This is a genomic window from Achromobacter sp. FW305-C-13 (genome assembly GCF_058783475.1).
Map to the genome: position 1 here is coordinate 1,282,522 of NZ_JBYSYN010000002.1, position 17,004 is coordinate 1,299,525.

A 17,004-nucleotide genomic window follows, 5' to 3' on the forward strand; every position below is an offset into this window, starting at 1 on the left:
ATGAAAAAGTGGCTGGCAATTGCATTGGGCTGGGTCGTGGCGGCAGCGGTTCATGCCGCCGAACCCAGCCGGGTGGTGACGCTGGGCGGCAGTGTGACGGAAATCGTCTATGGCCTGGGGCAGGGCGACCGGCTGGTGGGCGATGACCTGTCCAGCCTGTATCCCGAGGCTGCCACCAAGCTGCCGCGCGTGGGCTATTACCGCGCCGTGCCGGTGGAAGGCGTGCTGTCCTTGAAGCCGGATCTTGTCCTGGCGTCCGAGCAGGCCGGCCCGCCGGACGCGCTCAAGCGCCTGGCCGGCGTGGGCGTGCGGGTCGTCACCGTGTCGGACGCGCCCTCGGTGGATTCGCTGAAGGCGCGCATCCGCGGCGTGGCCGACGCGCTGGGCGTGGCGCCGGCTGGCGAACGCATGGTGGACGAGATCACGCGCGAGCTGGCCCGCGCCGAGGCCTTGCCTGCCACGAAGGCGCGCGCGCTGCTGCTGATCAACCGGACCGGGTCGCCGCAAGGCGCCGGCCGCGACACCGCCGCCAACGAAGTCATGCATCTTGCCGGCCTGGTCAACGTGCTGCATGACCAGCAGGGTTACAAGCCCTTGTCGGCCGAGGCCGTCGGCGCCCTGGCGCCCGATCTGATCGTGGTGACGCAAGCGTCGCTGGAGGCGGGCGGCGGCATGGAGGCCTTCCTGCGCCTGCCGGGCATCGCTTCCACCCAAGCCGCGGCCAAGCGGCGGGTGGTGGTGATGGACGACTTGCTGATCCTGGGCATGGGGCCCCGTCTGCCCCTGGCGCTGACCCAGCTGAAAAAGGAGGTCGCGGATGTCATGGCGCGTTAGCGCGCCGTTGGCGTTGGGCCTCTTGACCGCGGCCCTGGTGTTGGCGGCGTTGGCCGCCACCGCCCATGGCGCGGTAGCGATTCCGCTGCGCGAACTGCCGTCCCTGCTGTGGGGCGCGCCCACGCCCGAAAACGCCTTGTGGCGCAATGTGCTGATCGACATCCGTTTGCCGCGCGTGCTGTTCGCAATGGTGACGGGGGCGGGTCTGGCGATATCGGGCGCCGCCATGCAGGCGCTGTTTCGCAATCCGCTGGCTGAACCCGGCCTGATCGGCATTTCTGCAGGCGGAGCGTTGGGGGCGGTGGCCGCCATCGTGCTGTTCTCGGGCGGGTTCTGGGTCACGGCGCCGATGGCGTTCGTGGGCAGCCTGCTGGCCACGCTCTGCGCCTACGCAGTGGGCCGGCGGGTGCCCGGCGTGGCGGGCCTGCTCTTGGCCGGCGTGGCGATCACCGCCATGGCGTTCAGCCTGATCGGCGTGCTGACCTTCATCGCCACCGACGCGCAACTGCGCGACCTGACTTTCTGGAACATGGGCAGCCTGGGCGGCGCCAACTGGAAGCTGCTGGCGTTCCTGGGCCCCTGGGTCCTGCTTGTGAGCGCATGGCTGGTCAGCCAGTGGCGCGTCATGAACGCCTTGCTGCTGGGCGAACGCGAGGCCCAGCATCTGGGCTATGCGCTCAAACGCGTGCGGGCCAAGCTGGTGCTGGCCAGCGCGCTGATCGTCGGCCCGCTGGTCGCCGCCACGGGCACCATTGTGTTCGTCGGGCTGGTGGTGCCGCACCTGGTGCGCATCACGCTGGGCGCCAACCACCGCTGGCTGCTGCCGGCTACCGTCATCGCGGGCGCGCTGGCGCTGGTGTTGGCGGACTGGGCAGCCCGCACGGTTGTGGTGCCGGCGGAATTGCCCATCGGCCTGGTGACGGGACTGGTGGGCGGGCCTTTCTTCCTGTGGCTGCTGGCGCGTGGAAGGAGGATCGGATGACGCTTGCCGCGCAAAACCTGACCTTGTCCCGCGGGGGCGCCCGCATCCTGACCGACGTGTCGCTGGACGTGCGCCCGGGCGAAGTGGTGGGTCTGCTGGGCGCCAACGGCGCGGGCAAGTCGACCCTGCTGGGCGCGCTGGCGTCCGAGCTGACGCCCGACTCCGGCCACGCACGCCTGGACGGCGCCGCGCTGGCTGCGATGCCGCATCGGGAGCAGGCGCGCCGCCGCGCCGTGCTGCCGCAAAAACCCGGCCTGACCTTCGACCTGGACGTGCGCGAGGTGGTCGCCATGGGCGCCTACCCGTTTCCCGAACTGCCGCCCGGCCAGGTAGATGCCCTGGTGACGCAGGCGTTGGAACTGGCCGACGTGGCGCACCTGGGCGGGCGTCGCTATCCCGAACTGTCCGGCGGCGAACAGCAGCGCGTGCAGTTCGCGCGGGTGCTGGTGCAGTGCCATGCCGCGCGGGCGCCGGGCGAAGCGCGCTACCTGCTGCTGGACGAGCCCACGGCCAGCCTGGACCCGAAGCATCAGGGCGACCTGCTTGGCCGCGCGTGGGAACTGGCGCATGCCGGCAATACGGGCGTACTGGTGATCCTGCACGACATGAACCTGGCTGCGCGCTGGTGCGACCGCCTGCTGCTGCTGAGCGGGGGCTGCGGCATCGCGCTGGGCACGCCAGCGCAGGTACTCACGCCGGCCAACCTGTATCTGGCTTACGGGATCGACGCGCAGGTGATTGCGCACCCGCTGCAGGCGGGGCGGCTACTGGTGTTGACGGGGTGATGGGGACATGGGCCGTGGGGCCGGTAAAATAGGCAATACGCATGTATTCGCCTTTTTCACTTATCACCCAACAGGACCCGTGTCATGCCTACTTTTGACGTCGTCTCCGAAGTCGACAAACACGAACTCACCAACGCCATCGACCAGGCGAACCGCGAACTTTCCACCCGCTTCGACTTCAAGGGCACCGACGCCAAGTTCGAACTGGAAGGCTTCGTCGTGACCCAGGTCGCTTCCAGCGCGTTCCAGTTGAAGCAGATGCTCGACATCCTGCGCGGCCGCCTGTCGGCCCGCGGCATCGACGTGCGCTGCCTGGACGTGGCCGACCCCCTGGAAAACCTGGGCGGCGCGCGCCAGAAGGTCACGATCAAGCAGGGCATCGAACAGCCGGTGGCCAAGAAGCTGATCGCCGCCATCAAGAACGCCAAGCTCAAGGTGGAATCCCAGATCAACGGCGACAAGCTGCGCATCACCGGCAAAAAGCGTGACGATCTGCAGACCGCCATCGCGCTGCTGAAGAAGACCGACGTCGACCTGCCCCTGCAGTTCGAGAACTTCCGCGATTGATGTCGCCGGCTCATGGGTCATTCCACGGAGCTGCAACTCGTCGTTGAACTCGCGCGCGCCGGCGGCATGTCGGCGGCTGCGCGGGAATTGGATGTCACGCCGGCCGCGGTCAGCAAGCGGCTGGCCCAGATCGAGGCGCGCCTGGGCGTGCGCCTGTTCAACCGCAGCACGCGGCGCCTGAGCCTCACGGCCGAAGGCGAGGTCTACCTGGAAAGCGCCCGCCGCATCCTGGGCGAAATCGAAGATCTGGACGAGCTGATCGCCAGCCGCCAGGCGAGCCCGCGCGGTTTGTTGAAGGTCAACGCGCCGCTGGGCTTCGGCCGCAGCTATATCGCGCCTGCCATCGCGGAATTCGCCGCGAAATATCCTGAGGTTTCGCTGCAACTGCAGCTGACCGACAGCCCCGCCGACTTCGTGCAGGACGCGTTCGACGTCGCGGTGCGTTTCGGCGACCTGCCCGACACCCGCCTGATCGCCCGCAAGATCGCGCCCAACCGGCGGCTGGTCTGCGCCTCTCCCGCCTACTTGAAGACGCACGGCGTGCCGGCCACGCCGCATGACCTGACGCGGCACCAGTGCATCGTGCTGCGCCAGAACGAGGCCGCCTACGGACTGTGGCGCTTCACGAAAGGCCGCCGCAGCGAAACCGTGAAGGTGCGCGGCAACCTCAGCAGCAACGACGGGGAAGTGACGCTGACCTGGGGCCTGGCCGGCCTGGGCATCCTGCAACGCGCGGAGTGGGACCTGGCGCGCTACCTGCGCAGCGGCCGGCTGGTGCGCGTGCTGGAAGACTATGCCTTGCCTCAGGCCGACATCTATGCGGTGTTTCCGGAACGCCACCATCTATCGGCGAAGGTCCGCGTGTTCGTGGATTTCCTGGTGGCGTATTTCCAGAAAGGATCGGACAGTACCTGGTGACGCGCCAAGGCCAATCGGCGATGTTGAGGGTAGGCGACAGGCTGAAGTAAATTTCCGACTCTCAATCTTCCCCTGCCAGGAGCGTTGCATGACGACACCACAACGGCATCGAGGCCGCCATCCCGGCGACTACGCCGCGTTCGTCCTGGATCCGGACGGCAACCACATCGAAGCCGTCTTCCACGGCGAGTCCGTCCGCCGCTCGCCGTCGGTCAGAATCGCGTATTGATCATGGAAAGCATCCAGGGCGCGGCATTCCGGAAGGCGTTTGACAAGGGCGGGTCGCACTTTCGCGACCTGCACGTGCACGATTGCACATTCGACAATTGCGGGCTGTCGATGGTGAGAGCACCTGCGCGGATGTCGCGCGTGCAGGGGGTACGGATCTCTCAATGCCGCGCGGTGAATTCAGAGATCATGCCTTGCATCTTCGAGGACGTGGTGGTGGAAGACCTTTCCACCAATCCCATTCTGCTGGTCTGGGCCTCGTTCTTTCGCCGGGTGAAGCTCGTCGGAAAGATCGGCAAGCTCAATCTCAACTTGGCGCCGACTGCGTTTTGCACGGATGCCCGTGTGCTTGAGCAGTTCGCGTCGGCGCGGGCGGCGTTCTACGCCGAAACCGATTGGGCATTGGACATCAGCGAGGCCAAGCTGCTGGGCTTGCGGTGCCAGGGCGTGCCCTTGCATCTGATCAAGCGCGATCCGCAGACGCAGGTCATCCTGGACAAGCAGGGGTGCTATGGCGGCCACCAGGCGCTGGGCGCGGGCTTTGGCCAGGCGTTTCCCGTGACCGATAGCGTGCTGCGAGGCTTCGACGAGTCAAACGACCAGACGCTGCTGCTGGCCGCGTCGCTGGCAGCCCCCAAAGCGCGGCGCGACGCGGAGAAGGGCGCCATCGCCGAGCTTCGGGCGTTGGGGTTCCTGGAAGACTGAAACCCTCGAGGCGTTACGCCGCGGCCGCCGCCGTCAGGTGCTCGTACAGGATCAGCGAGCCGATGCCGATCAGCGCGATGCCGCCCAGCACTTCGGCCCGCTTACCCGCCACGCTGCCCAGCGCGCGGCCCAGCATCACGCCGATCGTCACCATCAAGGTGGTGGCCAGGCCGATCGCGATGGCGGCCACCACGATGTTCACGTCAACGAATGCCAGGCCGACGCCTACGGCCATCGCGTCGATGCTGGTGGCGAATCCGGTCGCGGCCAGGAGCCAGAAGGAATGGCGGACGACCGGCGCGGCGTCTTCGTCCTCTTCCTTGAAGGCGTTGCGGATCATCAGCACCCCGAGAATACAGAGCATGCCGAACGCGATCCAATGATCCCAGTCGGCCACGAATTTTGCTGCGACGGAGCCCAGTCCCCAGCCAATCACAGGTGTGATCGCTTCGATCACACCGAAGATCACGCCGGTGCGCAGAGCTTCGGGCAGGCGGGGCTTGTGCAGGGCGGCGCCTTTGCTGATGGCGGCCGCGAACGCGTCCGTCGACATGGCGAACGCAAGAACAATGAGGGAGAGGGCATTCATGGAGAGAGGGGTCCAACTGGGCGAGAACGGCACAGACCCTTCACACCGCCCAGCGTCGTGTGAAAAGTCCGTGGTCTCGCCAAGCGCAATGCCGCTTACGCCATGGCCGGCTAGGGCCAAGAATGTTGACGTAAGCCCTTTCAGAACAGGCTGAAAGGCGGCTACTCCCCAAAGAGTGAACGCAGTCTAGCAGAGCTGGCCGTCGGGCGTATGACAGACCGCAAGGCGGGCGGGGGAATGGCCGATCGGATTGCGCACCGGCAAACCGCGACGGCAAGGCCTCAAATATGGCAAATTGAAACATCCATAGGCCATCCAAGTGGATGGTTTTAATATTCTTTCATGCCTCCTCGTCCTCCCTCCCTCGCCTCCGTTCCCAAGCCCCCCGATGAGAAGATCACCATCAATCTCGGGTACGTCGACTTGGGCCATATCGATCTTCTGGTGCAGGAAGGGTTCTATGCGAACCGCACCGACCTGATACGAACAGCCATCCGTAATCAACTGGCCACGCACGGCGAAGCCGTTCGTCAGGCGGTCAGCCGAAAGACGCTGGTTCTGGGCATCCAGCACTACACCTCGCAGGACCTGCTTGCGGTTCAGGCGGCGGGGGAAATGCTGCAAATCCGAGTGCTGGGGCTGGCGACCATCGCGCCGGACGTCACCCCCGAACTGGCGCTTGCCACCATCGAATCCGTGACGGTCCTGGGCGCCTTGCATGCCAGCGCCGCCGTCAAAGCTGCCCTGCGTCAGCGCATCCGCTGACTTTCCCCCTAGCCGTCAAGGTAACGCCATGCACCCCGAATTCCAGCAACTCATGAACCAGGCCACCCGGCTCACACGTTCCGGCGATCTGGCCGCAGCGACTGCCGCCATCCAGGCCGCGTTGCGGGGCGGGGCGGTTGCCGCGCCTGCCCGCGAGGACGATTCTGACGTCATCGATGTCGAGGCTTGGGAGATCCCCGAACCCGCCGCCCGGTCGGCTACGGCAAAGGCAAAGGCGACGGCAACGGCTGCGGTCGACGACGTTGCCCCGCCTGCGGACAAGCCGGCCACGGCAGGCGACACGTTCACCGCGGGATCCTTCCGCAACGCAGGGGGGCACCGCAGCTACAAGCTTTACGTGCCGCCCAACGCGGGCGCCGAGCCCCGTCCGCTGGTCGTCATGCTTCACGGTTGCACGCAGGACGCCGACGATTTCGCTGCCGGCACCGCCATGAACCAGGCCGCGCGAGCGCAGGGCTTCTATGTGCTGTATCCCGTGCAGTCGCGCGAGACCAATCCGCAGAAATGCTGGAACTGGTTCAAGCACAATCATCAGCAGCGGGGTCGGGGCGAACCTGAAATATTGGCCGGCATGACGCGCGCCGTCATCGACTCGCACGCGATCGACCCGCAGCGTGTCTACGTGGCAGGCTTGTCGGCGGGCGGTGCGATGGCCGCCATCCTGGCGAGCGCCTATCCCGACCTGTTCGCCGCCGCGGGCGTGCATTCGGGGCTGGCGGCCGGTGTGGCGACTGATCTGCCGTCCGCACTCTCGGCCATGAAGGGCGCCGGCATCCACGCGGCGGGGCAGGCCGCGAGCGGGGTGCCCACGATCGTCTTTCACGGGGACCGCGACGCAACGGTGCATCCGGGCAATGGCCAGGCGGTGGCTGCGGCCAGCGCTGGGGCAGCCGCATCGGTGGAGACCTGCCGCGTGCCGGGGGCTGGCGGCAAACGCCATAGCACCCGGTACCTGTACCGCAACCCCAAGGGCGACATCAGCGCCGAACGCTGGGAGATCCATGGCGCCGGTCATGCCTGGGCCGGCGGGTCGGCAAGCGGATCCTATACGGACCAATCCGGTCCGAATGCCACGGCCGAGATGCTGCGGTTCTTCTTCGAACGTTCGTTGGGCCACCAGCGCTAGCAGCGGCCCGCGCAAGTGCCTACGCGGTCCACAAATGCTGTGCCGCGTAGGCACGCCACGGCCGCCACTGTTCGGACCGTGCCAACAGCTGCGCGGGCGTGACTTCCCGCGATTCCAGTTTTTCCAACGCGCGGATCAGGCCGATGTCCGCCGACGGGAAGGCGTCGGGTTCACGCAGCTGGCGCAGGGCAATGTACTGCGCCGTCCATTCCCCCACGCCTTTGATCTGACGCAGGCGCGCGACGGCTTCTTCCAGCCCGCTGCCGGCGTCGAACAGGTGCTTGTCGGCGACCGCTGCGGCGCCCACGGCGGAGAGCGTGGCGGCGCGGCTTCGGGGCATCCCCAGCGTGGCCAGATCGGCCGCGGCGATGACCGCAGGCTCTGGAAAGACATGGGTCAGCGCGCCTTCGGGTTCGGCCATGGGCGCGCCATACGCCGCCACCAGCTTGCCGGCCAGGCGGATGGCCGCGACGACGGTGATCTGCTGCCCCAGGACGGCGCGCATCGCCAATTCGAATCCATCCCAGGCGCCCGGCACGCGCAGGCCGGGCCTGGCCTGGATCAGCGAGGTCATGACAGGGTCGCCAGCGAATTGCGCGGCGATGGCTACAGGGTCGCTGGCCAGGTCGAACACGCGCCGCACCCGCGCAATGATGGCGGGCAGCGCTTGCAGGCGAGGAAAGCGCACGGTGACCTGCAGGGCATTGCCGGTGCCGGGGCGCACGGTGAGGGTGCCCTGGTGGCCGTCCAGGCTGACCGTGCGCGCGTAGCTGTCCTCTGTCACGTGTTCGATGCCGGGAATGGCGCGCAACCGCAGGAAGGCCAGCATGGCCTCCCAGTCGTAGGGCGGGCGATAGCGCAGCAGCAGCTTGATCTCGCCGTGCCGGCCAGCGGACACCTCGGGTTTTTCCGAGCGGCGCAGCTCGCCCGGGGCACGGCCGAACAGGTCCAGGAAAATCTCGTTGAAGCGGCGGATGCTGCCAAAGCCCGAGGCGAAGGCGATTTCCGCCATGGGCAAATGGGTTTCGTGGATGAGCTGCTTGGCCAGCAGCACGCGGCGCGTCTGGGCCACCGCCACGGGCGAGGCGCCCAGATGCTGGCGAAACTGGCGGCGCAATTGGCGTTCCCCCACGCCCAGACGCTGGGCGAGCGTATCCACCCCGTCGTCGTCCAGCGCGCCCAGTTCAATGAGTTGCAAGGCGCGCGCCACGCTGTCGGGCAATTCGTGTCCGGGGCCGATTTCCGGCGCCGTCTCGGGCCGGCAGCGCAGGCAGGGGTGAAAGCCGGCCTCTTGCGCGGCGGCAGCCGTCGAGAAGAACGTGACGTTCTTCGACAGCGGCGTACGCGCCGGGCACACCGGGCGGCAATAGATGCCCGTCGTCTTGACGGCCGTGAAGAAGCGGCCGTCGTAACGGGCATCGCGCACTTGGATGGCGCTATAGCAGGCGTCGTGGTTCAGGTCCATGAACCGATACTACTGCCGCGCCCGGGCCGGGATCTAGCGGTTTTCGGACACGGTTGTGACGATCACACTGGTGTCCGAAAACCGCCAGCGGCACGCCCTGCGCGGTTCTATATTCGCCTTATTGCGACTTCACCGGGAGCCGGCCATGCCGATCCACACATTCTCTTTGGAACGCGTTTCCACCCCGCTGGGCCAGATGCTGGTGCTGACGGATGCCCAGCAGCAGTTGCGCGCCGTCGATTGGCAAGACTACGAATCCCGCATGCATACGCTGCTGCGGCGCCAGTACGGCAAAGACGCCGTGCAGGTGCGAGACGCCAGCCAGCCCTCCGTGCCGCGCCGCGCGCTGGAAGCGTATTTCGACGGCGAGGTGGCCGCCATCAACGATCTACCCGTGGCGCTGGGCGGCACCGACTTCCAGCGGCAGGTCTGGCAGGCGCTGCGCGGTATCGCGGGCGGGCAGACCGTCAGCTATGGCAGCCTGGCCGGGCGCATCGAACGGCCCACCGCCGTGCGCGCGGTCGGGCTGGCCAACGGCGCCAATCCGGTCGGCATCGTGATCCCTTGCCACCGGGTGATCGGCGCCAACGCGTCGTTGACCGGCTACGGCGGCGGGCTGCACCGCAAGCGCTGGCTGCTGGAACACGAAGCCCGGCATGCCGCGCACTGAGCGCCACTTTCAACTCCAGGTTAAAGATGTTGTGAATTCCGGCGCCGTCCGAGGCGCCGGCGCTCAGTAAAGTGCCGACAGACCCTTATCAGCAAGGAGGCCTGTCGGCCATGAAGACCTATCGCATCGCAACCATTCCCGGCGACGGCATCGGCAAGGAAGTGATTCCCGCCGGCCAGCGCATCCTGCAGGCGCTGGCCGAACAGGACGGCCTGCGTTTCGAATTCCAGGATTTCGACTGGGGCGGCGACTACTACCGCAAGCATGAGGTGATGATGCCGGCCGACGGGCTGGATGCCCTGCGCGACAAGGACGCGATCCTGTTCGGTTCGGCCGGCGACCCGGACATCGCCGATCACATCACGCTGTGGGGCCTGCGCCTGAAGATCTGCCAGGGCTTTGACCAGTACGCCAACGTGCGTCCCACGCGCATCCTGCCCGGCATTGATGCGCCGCTCAAGCGCTGCACGCCTGAGCAACTGAACTGGGTGATCGTGCGCGAGAACTCGGAAGGCGAGTATTCGGGCGTGGGCGGCCGCGTGCATCAGGGGCACCCCATCGAAGCCGCCACCGACGTTTCCATCATGACGCGCGCGGGCGTGGAACGCATCCTGCGCTTTGCGTTCAAGCTGGCGCAGTCGCGTCCGCGCAAGCTGTTGACCGTCGTCACCAAATCGAACGCGCAACGCCATGCCATGGTGATGTGGGACGAGATCGCGCTGCAGGTCAGCCGCGAGTTCCCGGATGTGACGTGGGACAAGGAATTGGTCGATGCCGCCACCGCGCGCATGGTCAACCGTCCGGCGTCGCTGGACACCATCGTGGCCACCAACCTGCACGCCGACATCCTCAGCGACCTGGCGGCTGCGCTGGCCGGCAGCCTGGGCATCGCGCCCACGGGCAATATCGATCCGGAACGCCGCTATCCGTCCATGTTCGAACCGATCCATGGCTCGGCCTTCGACATCATGGGCAAGGGCCTGGCGAATCCGGTCGGCACGTTCTGGTCGGTGGTGATGCTGCTGGAACATCTGGGCGAAAACGCAGCGGCCGCGCGGCTGATGCAGGCCATCGAAAGCGTGACGGCGAATCCGGCCTTGCACACGCGCGACCTGGGCGGCCAGGCCACGACGGAGCAGGTGACGGCCGCGGTATGCGCGCGCTTGGCCGCGGGCGGGCAGGCCCGGGCGGCGTAGGCACACGCACTACCCGGAAACCCGATCCTGGGCGACAGACCCGGGGCGGTTTCCGGCAATACAAAAAGAAGCGAAGTCCATTCGTATTCCAAGGAGACAAGCATGTCCAAGCAAGCCTTACGCGCGCGCGCCCTGGCGTTCGCGTGCCTGTTGAGCCTGCCCCTGGCGGGTGGCGTTGCGGTGGCGCAGACGTATCCCGCGCGGCCGGTGAACCTGATCGTGCCGTTCCCGGCCGGCGGCACGACCGACGTGCTGGCGCGCGCGCTGGGGCAGGAACTGGCCAAGCGCCTGGGCCAGCCGGTGGTGGTGGAAAACAAGCCGGGCGCGGGGTCGACCCTGGGTGCGGACTATGTGGCCAAGGCGGCGCCGGACGGCTACACGCTGCTGATGGGCGCCGTGCATCACACCATCGCCACCAGCGTCTACAAGAGCCTGCATTACGACTTCCAGAAGGATTTCGCGCCGGTCACGACGGTGGCGCTGGTGCCCAATGTGCTGGTGGTCAATCCCAAGGTGAACGCCAAGGACGTGCAGGGGCTGCTGACCTTGGCGCGGGCCGCGCCGGGCAAGCTGACTTACGGGTCCAACGGCATGGGCACCGGCCAGCACCTGATCGGCGGGCAGTTCGAGCACGCCGGCCAGGTGCAGTTGCTGCATGTGCCATACAAGGGCAGCGGCCCGTTGACGACCGACCTGCTGGGCGGCCAGATCGATATGTCGTTCGACACCATCACGCCGGTGCTGGCGCATATCCAGAGCGGCAAGCTGCGCGCGCTGGCCGTGACGACGAATCAGCGGTCGGCGGCGTTGCCCGACGTGCCCACGATGGAAGAGGCGGGGTTGAAGCCGTTCAACATGGGGACCTGGTTTGGCGTGTTGGCGCCGGCCGCCGTGCCCAAAGACATCGTCACGAAATTGAACGCCGAGATGGTGGCCATCATCCAGTCGCCGGATTTCTCGCGCCGCATGGCCGAGATCGGCGCCGTGCCTATCGGCGATACGCCGGAGCAGATGCGGGCCCGCATCGGCGCCGACACCGAGAACTACGCCAAGCTCGTGAAGGACGCGAAGGTGGCGATTAACTGAGCGCTGCCGTTACGCGCGGATCCAGCCCCGCGCGATCGGCAGGGCCAGCAGCTTGCGGTAGATGCCCTGCACGATACGCGTCAGTGGCGCGCCGACGCGGTTCCATACCGGGACGGCCACGCCGGCCGCAAGCGGCGCCAGGATCAGGCCGCCTGCGATATCCAGCGGGAAATGCACGCCCAGGTAGACGCGCGAGGTGCCAACCACGGCGGCGGCCAGCAGCGTCGCCCAGCCCCATCCCGCCCAGCGCCGGTCAAAGATCAGCGCGCACGCGAAGGTGGCGATGATGATGGTGTGATTGCTGGGGAACGACGACGTCGCCTTGTGCGGGAAGAACGCCTGCCCCAGGCCGATGGCGAAGGGGCGCGGATGCGGCCACAGCGCGCCGCATAGGTAGCTGGCGAACAACGCCACGGCGATGCTCGCCAACACCTTCAGCGCCAGATTGCGTTGCGCTTCGCCGCCCCAGAGCCACAGCGCGGCCAGCGCTCCGGGCACCAGCAGGATGAGCTGGTTGGCCACCAGCATGGCGGCATGGATCCGCCAGATCGGGGTGGCCGGGTCGGCGTTGATCAGAAGAAAAAGGGACTGGTTCAGCGGTTCCAGGAAATCCATGACACGTCATCGCGGCGTAATAATCAATAGCCGCGATGGTAAAGAGGTTTCCCGTCAGTCCGCTTACAAAATGCGCCGGAGTACGCGCTTTTACTTCTGGATGCGTTTGCCGTCGGCGTTAATGACGAGTTCGCCGTCTTCCTTCGTGAACGCGCCTTGCTGGGGTGCCGGCAGAATGTCCAGTACCAGTTCGCTGGGACGGCACAGGCGGGCGCCTAGCGGCGTGGTCACGAAGGGGCGGTTCAGCAGGATGGGGTGTTGCTCGATCGCGTCCAGGAGCGCGTCGTCCGTTAGAGACGCATCGTCCAGGCCCAATTCCAGGTAGGGCGTGCCCTTTTCACGCAGCGCGTCGCGCACGCTGATGCCCGCCTGCTTGAACAGCGCCTTCAGCGTGGCGCGCGAGGGCGGCGTTTCCAGGTAGAGCACCACCTGCGGCTCGATGCCCGCGTTGCGGATCATGGCCAGCGTATTGCGGGACGTGCCGCACTTGGGGTTGTGATAGATGGTTACGTCGGACATGGGGGCTCCTTGGTGCGGGGTTTCGTCTGCAAGACGGTGAGCATAGTGCATCCGGCGCGCGCCTTCAGGCGCGCAGCTTCCTGCCCAGCCGGCGCCAGCCGATGACGACGCCCGTGAGGCTCAATGCGGCGCCGCCCAGGCTCAGGAAGATCAGCAGTGCATCCCACAGCGGGCGGCGCGACAGCAGGCCCGTCCAGTCCCAGCTATGCAGAAAGGCGAACAGCCAGCGGCTTGCGCGGTTGCTGCGGTCCTGGCGGCCCTGGATCAGGCCGGTGTGCGGATCCAGATAGACCCACGTGGCTTGGGGGTTGTCGTAGACCAGGCGCCAGACGGGCAGGGGTTTTTCGATGTGGCCCAGCATGGCGTGTTCGTCGCGCGCGTAGTAATAGAGGTCATAGGCGCGCAACACCTGCACCTCGCGCAGCGCGGCGCCCGGCAGCAACTGCGCGGCCGCCTGGCGCAGGTCTGCCTCGGTGAAGACATGGGGCGTCGCCTGGGTGGCCGACAACACTTGCGGCGCACCCGCCGGGCCGCGCGCCAGCACCACGTCCTGTCCGGCGGCGCGCGTCCAGCTGAGTTCGCGCGGCGCGGCGGGCAAGGCGGCGATCAGAGCCTGTGGCGAGGCAAGCGGTGCGCCCGACGCCGCGCCGGCGTAGGCCGCGCGGTCCAACGGCGCCGCGGTGCTGGTGAAGAGTTTCCACGGGTTCATCGACATCAGCCCGCTGAAGATCCAGGTGATGGTGATGAGGGCGAACAGCAAGCCGCTGATGTGATGCCAGCGCATCATGCTTTCGCGGTAGGGCGAGCGGCTGCCGCTGGCGTAGGGCCGCGAAAAGCGCCAGCGGAGGATGCCCACGACGGTGCCCGTCAGCGCCACCAGCACGCCCGCCACCGACAGCCACACCACGATGTCGTGCCACCAGGGGTCCAGCGCATTGCCGCGAAATGGGTACAACCAGTGGATCCACGCGCCCGCATAGTTCCAGGCGCGTTCGTTGAACGTGGCGTCCAGCACCACGGCGCCCGTCGCCGACGAGATATACAACCGCGTCCGGTCGGGGTCGTCCATGTCCACGCGATGCAGCGGCCGGTGCGGCTCGAGGGCGCCGGAATGCGTGTACACGTCTTCCACCACGGTGCCCTGGTAGTGCGCGGCGTACTGGCCGCCGAACCAGGCCATGGCGGTGGCCCGCGCGACCTCGGCATCGGCCGGCGGCAGCAGGGCGCCCGTGGCGGCGTCCACGATCCGGGGCGCGTCGCGCATGCCGCCGGCGACGGCGTAGACCGGCGCGCCGCCACGGGTGGCGGCCAGGCTCAGTCCCGAGGCGTTGTGGATGTCGGCGCCTGCCGCCGCCAGCGCCTGGGCGGGCGTGACGGCGATGGCGGCGGCATCAAGCGGCGCCAGGTGCGTCAGGCGTTCCTGCGGCGTCAGCTTGGGATAACCCACGTACATCATCACCACGCCGCTTATGAACCACATGGCGAAGAACAGGCACAGCACGATGCCGGCCCAGCGGTGGATCAGGTATAGCCAGCGCTTGGCGCGGGTGGATAGCGGCGGGCCGGCCGGACGGGCGGGCGATCTTGTCGAGGGGGCGCTCATGGCATCTGGATGTCGGTCGGTCAGAAGCGGGCCTGTACCGTCAGTTCCACCGAGCGCGGTGCGCCCAGGTAGAACATCGTGGGGGTCGCGTTCGCGGCGTAGACCTTGTCGGTCAGGTTGCGAACGCGGGCCGTCACGTTCAGGTTGCGGTTGATCCGGTGGGACAGCGCGGCGTCGAACACCGTGTAGGACGGCGCCCAGACCGTGTTGGCGGCGTCCGCGTAGGCGCGGCCGACATGGCGTGCGGCCACGCTCGCGTTCCAATCGGGCACGAAGGCGTAGTCCAGCCAGACGTTGGCGAGCCGGCGGGGCGTGTTGGTCGGCACATTGCCATTGCGTGAGACCGCGACGCCACCCACCGATTGCGAGAAATCGTCGTACTTCGGATCCACGAACGCCACGTTGCCTTGCAGGGACAGCTTGGGCGTCAACAGCAGGCCGCCGGCCAATTCGATGCCGCGCGCCGATTGCGCGCCGACGGGCACGCTGACGCCGGGGTTGTCCGGGTCGGACGTGGCCATGTTCTTGCGCTTGATCTCATAGACCGACACCGTGGCGGAACCGCGGCCGTCCCAGAAGTTGAACTTGCCGCCAACTTCGGCTTGCGTGCCCGTGGTGAGCTTGTCGTTGTTCAACACGTCGGCGAATGACGCGGTGGCCAGCAGGCCCGACGGGGGATCCGCGGCGGTGGCGTACTGCGCATACAGCGAGGCCTCGGGAGTGACCTCCCAGTTCACGCCCAGGCGCCCGGTCAGGGGCGAGTAGCGGCGCGACGCGCTGGCGGGGGACGCTGCCGTGACGGCGCGGCGGTTGGTCAGGTCGAGGTCGATGAAGTCCTTGCGCAGGGCCGACACGATCGCCACGCCGGGCAGCACTTCGGTGCGATTCTCCAGCGTCAGGGCGACCGTGCGGATGCGGTTGTCGCGGTCGGCGCTGTGGCCACGCGTCATGCCGGGGATGTCATAGAAATCACCGGGGGAAAAGTCGTAGGGGTCCACGGCATCTACCTGGCCGGGCAGGCTGGTGGGATAGCGGGTGATTTTGTTCTGGCTGATGTCGGTGCCAAACGACCAGTCGCTGGGCAGGCCGGCAAGCGTCGAACGGACGACGCCTTCCACGCGGTTGCCCAAAAGGCTTTGCTCGTGGCGTTGCAACAGCGCGCCGGACCGCAATACCAGGCTGTTGCCGGCATTGAAGCGATAGTTCTCCAGATTGCGGAAATCGCGCTCGGCGCGGTAGTAGTACAGCGTGTTCTTGAGCGTCAGGTTCGAGCTGGCGCGCCATTCGGTCATGGACCGCGCCCAGAGCACGGACTGCTCGTACAGGCCGTCGTTCACGTTGTAGTTCTTGAACCGCGTGCCATCCAGGATGCGGCCCGCGCCCTGCACCACGCCGCGCGAGTCGGTTTTCAGCGGCGTGCCCCAATAGGGGCGGTCGACCTGCTCGCGCTGGTACTCGAAGGCGAAGGTCTGGGTCACGTCGTCGCCCAGGTCGGACAGCAGCGAGGCGGCGATCTGGCTGGCGCGTGAATGGTTGCCGTCGACCCAGCCGTGGCTCGACCCGGTGTTGGCGTCGATGCGCAGATAGTGGCCGCGGCCACCGGGGTCGCCAGCCAGTTGCTGGTTCAATCCCGCCGAGATCTGGCGGCTGTCGAACGAGCCCAGCCGGAACTGGCCGTCGTAGAAGGTGTCGCGCTGGGGCAGCTTGGTCACGTAGTTGATCGCGCCGCCAACCGCGCCTGCGCCGAACAGGAAGGTCGAGGGGCCGCCGATGGCCTCAACGCGATCGTAGATCCAGCTGTCCACCGGACGCCCGGCCACCGAGTCGTACTGCACCGAGATGCCGTTGAACAATTGCGTGACCTGGCCGCCGGAAAAGCCCCGGTAGCTGACGGCGCCGGCGTTGCCGGGGGGCGACGCGTTGTCCACGCCGGGGATGCCGCGCGCGATGTCCTGGGTGTTCAACGAGCCGCGCGCGTCGATCTGTTCACGCGAGATCACCGTGACGCTGGCCGGCGTTTCGCGCAGGGTGAGCCCCAGGCGGCTGCCGGTGCTGTCGCGGGCGTCCAGGTCGATCGGGCCGTTGGGGGCGGGGTCGGCCTGGCCGGCGCCGTAGACGGTGGTGGGGGCCAGCGTTTCCACGGCAGGTTCGGTGGTCAGGGCCTGGGCAGAGCCGCTGGCAAGCGCGCCGAGCAGCAGGGTGTAGCGAGTGGTCTTTTTCATGTCTGGAACCGGGGGACCGGCCAAGGCGCCCGGTACGCCGCCTGGGACAGGCGGGGCACGACGGATCACAAGGCAGGTCGCAAGGGTCGGGGTGACGGCACGCGAGCG

At 67.3% G+C, this 17,004-nt stretch carries 17 protein-coding genes, 1 pseudogene and 1 riboswitch; of the genes and pseudogenes, 12 read left to right on the forward strand and 6 right to left on the reverse strand.

What is annotated here, in order from left to right; genetic code table 11:
- From AC3WMU_RS17245 to AC3WMU_RS17275, 7 genes and pseudogenes are all read left to right on the forward strand, one after another.
- Positions 1-834 carry a heme/hemin ABC transporter substrate-binding protein gene (locus tag AC3WMU_RS17245; RefSeq protein WP_492282725.1) on the forward strand — a complete coding sequence of 278 codons (834 nt, stop codon included), beginning with the start codon at positions 1-3 and terminating at the stop codon, positions 832-834.
- Positions 818-1,816 (forward strand): FecCD family ABC transporter permease, encoded by a 999-nt coding sequence (locus AC3WMU_RS17250; protein WP_280026587.1) that lies wholly within the window; start codon positions 818-820, stop codon positions 1,814-1,816. The genes AC3WMU_RS17245 and AC3WMU_RS17250 overlap by 17 nt, the downstream gene beginning before the upstream one ends.
- A complete protein-coding gene (locus AC3WMU_RS17255; RefSeq protein WP_424625121.1) occupies positions 1,813-2,601 on the forward strand; it encodes a heme ABC transporter ATP-binding protein in 789 nt (262 codons plus the stop codon). The genes AC3WMU_RS17250 and AC3WMU_RS17255 overlap by 4 nt, the downstream gene beginning before the upstream one ends.
- Before the next feature lie 84 nt (positions 2,602-2,685).
- Complete coding sequence (locus tag AC3WMU_RS17260; protein WP_006222631.1) at positions 2,686-3,168, forward strand: YajQ family cyclic di-GMP-binding protein; 483 nt, start codon at positions 2,686-2,688, stop codon at positions 3,166-3,168.
- Between the two features lie 12 nt (positions 3,169-3,180).
- A complete protein-coding gene (locus tag AC3WMU_RS17265; protein WP_006222632.1) occupies positions 3,181-4,086 on the forward strand; it encodes a LysR family transcriptional regulator in 906 nt (301 codons plus the stop codon).
- Positions 4,087-4,195: 109 nt separating this feature from the next.
- Positions 4,196-4,315, forward strand: a pseudogene (locus tag AC3WMU_RS17270) (VOC family protein); the annotation flags it as partial.
- A gap of 2 nt (positions 4,316-4,317) precedes the next feature.
- Positions 4,318-5,019 carry a hypothetical protein gene (locus AC3WMU_RS17275; RefSeq protein WP_035212327.1) on the forward strand — a complete coding sequence of 234 codons (702 nt, stop codon included), beginning with the start codon at positions 4,318-4,320 and terminating at the stop codon, positions 5,017-5,019.
- Between the two features lie 13 nt (positions 5,020-5,032).
- Here the strand turns inward: AC3WMU_RS17275 and mntP are convergent, their stop codons facing one another.
- Entirely contained in the window at positions 5,033-5,608 is a 576-nt protein-coding gene (gene mntP, locus AC3WMU_RS17280; protein ID WP_006222635.1) for a manganese efflux pump MntP, read from the reverse strand.
- Positions 5,609-5,617: 9 nt separating this feature from the next.
- A riboswitch (yybP-ykoY riboswitch) is annotated at positions 5,618-5,790 on the reverse strand.
- Positions 5,791-5,950: 160 nt separating this feature from the next.
- On the opposite strand from mntP, the gene AC3WMU_RS17285 reads away from it, so the two are divergent.
- Positions 5,951-6,373: a CopG family transcriptional regulator gene (locus tag AC3WMU_RS17285; protein ID WP_035212329.1), complete on the forward strand. Its 423-nt coding sequence runs from the start codon at positions 5,951-5,953 to the stop codon at positions 6,371-6,373.
- A 28-nt stretch (positions 6,374-6,401) separates the two neighbouring features.
- On the forward strand, positions 6,402-7,520 hold the full coding sequence (locus tag AC3WMU_RS17290) for an extracellular catalytic domain type 1 short-chain-length polyhydroxyalkanoate depolymerase (RefSeq protein WP_492282726.1): 1,119 nt from the start codon (positions 6,402-6,404) through the stop codon (positions 7,518-7,520).
- A gap of 19 nt (positions 7,521-7,539) precedes the next feature.
- Here AC3WMU_RS17290 and AC3WMU_RS17295 read toward each other — a convergent pair whose 3' ends face one another.
- The gene (locus AC3WMU_RS17295; RefSeq protein ID WP_492282727.1) at positions 7,540-8,985 is read right to left on the reverse strand and encodes an AlkA N-terminal domain-containing protein; all 1,446 of its coding nucleotides are present in this window, start codon (positions 8,983-8,985) and stop codon (positions 7,540-7,542) included.
- Between the two features lie 145 nt (positions 8,986-9,130).
- On the opposite strand from AC3WMU_RS17295, the gene ogt reads away from it, so the two are divergent.
- The 3 genes from ogt to AC3WMU_RS17310 all read left to right on the forward strand — a co-directional run bounded on the left by ogt (position 9,131) and on the right by AC3WMU_RS17310 (position 11,937).
- Positions 9,131-9,655, forward strand: coding sequence for a methylated-DNA--[protein]-cysteine S-methyltransferase (gene ogt / locus AC3WMU_RS17300; protein WP_006222639.1), 525 nt, complete (start codon positions 9,131-9,133; stop codon positions 9,653-9,655).
- Positions 9,656-9,765: 110 nt separating this feature from the next.
- A complete protein-coding gene (locus tag AC3WMU_RS17305; protein ID WP_492282728.1) occupies positions 9,766-10,851 on the forward strand; it encodes a tartrate dehydrogenase in 1,086 nt (361 codons plus the stop codon).
- Between the two features lie 102 nt (positions 10,852-10,953).
- Complete coding sequence (locus AC3WMU_RS17310) at positions 10,954-11,937, forward strand: Bug family tripartite tricarboxylate transporter substrate binding protein (protein ID WP_492282729.1); 984 nt, start codon at positions 10,954-10,956, stop codon at positions 11,935-11,937.
- A 9-nt stretch (positions 11,938-11,946) separates the two neighbouring features.
- On the opposite strand, the gene AC3WMU_RS17315 is transcribed toward AC3WMU_RS17310, so the two are convergent.
- The 4 genes from AC3WMU_RS17315 to AC3WMU_RS17330 form a co-directional block, all read right to left on the reverse strand.
- A complete protein-coding gene (locus AC3WMU_RS17315) occupies positions 11,947-12,552 on the reverse strand; it encodes a phosphatase PAP2 family protein (protein ID WP_006222642.1) in 606 nt (201 codons plus the stop codon).
- A gap of 90 nt (positions 12,553-12,642) precedes the next feature.
- On the reverse strand, positions 12,643-13,071 hold the full coding sequence (arsC, locus tag AC3WMU_RS17320) for an arsenate reductase (glutaredoxin) (RefSeq protein ID WP_006222643.1): 429 nt from the start codon (positions 13,069-13,071) through the stop codon (positions 12,643-12,645).
- A gap of 64 nt (positions 13,072-13,135) precedes the next feature.
- The gene (locus tag AC3WMU_RS17325; protein ID WP_492282730.1) at positions 13,136-14,674 is read right to left on the reverse strand and encodes a PepSY domain-containing protein; all 1,539 of its coding nucleotides are present in this window, start codon (positions 14,672-14,674) and stop codon (positions 13,136-13,138) included.
- A gap of 20 nt (positions 14,675-14,694) precedes the next feature.
- Positions 14,695-16,896 carry a TonB-dependent receptor gene (locus tag AC3WMU_RS17330; protein WP_492282731.1) on the reverse strand — a complete coding sequence of 734 codons (2,202 nt, stop codon included), beginning with the start codon at positions 16,894-16,896 and terminating at the stop codon, positions 14,695-14,697.
- Positions 16,897-17,004: the final 108 nt, after the last annotated feature.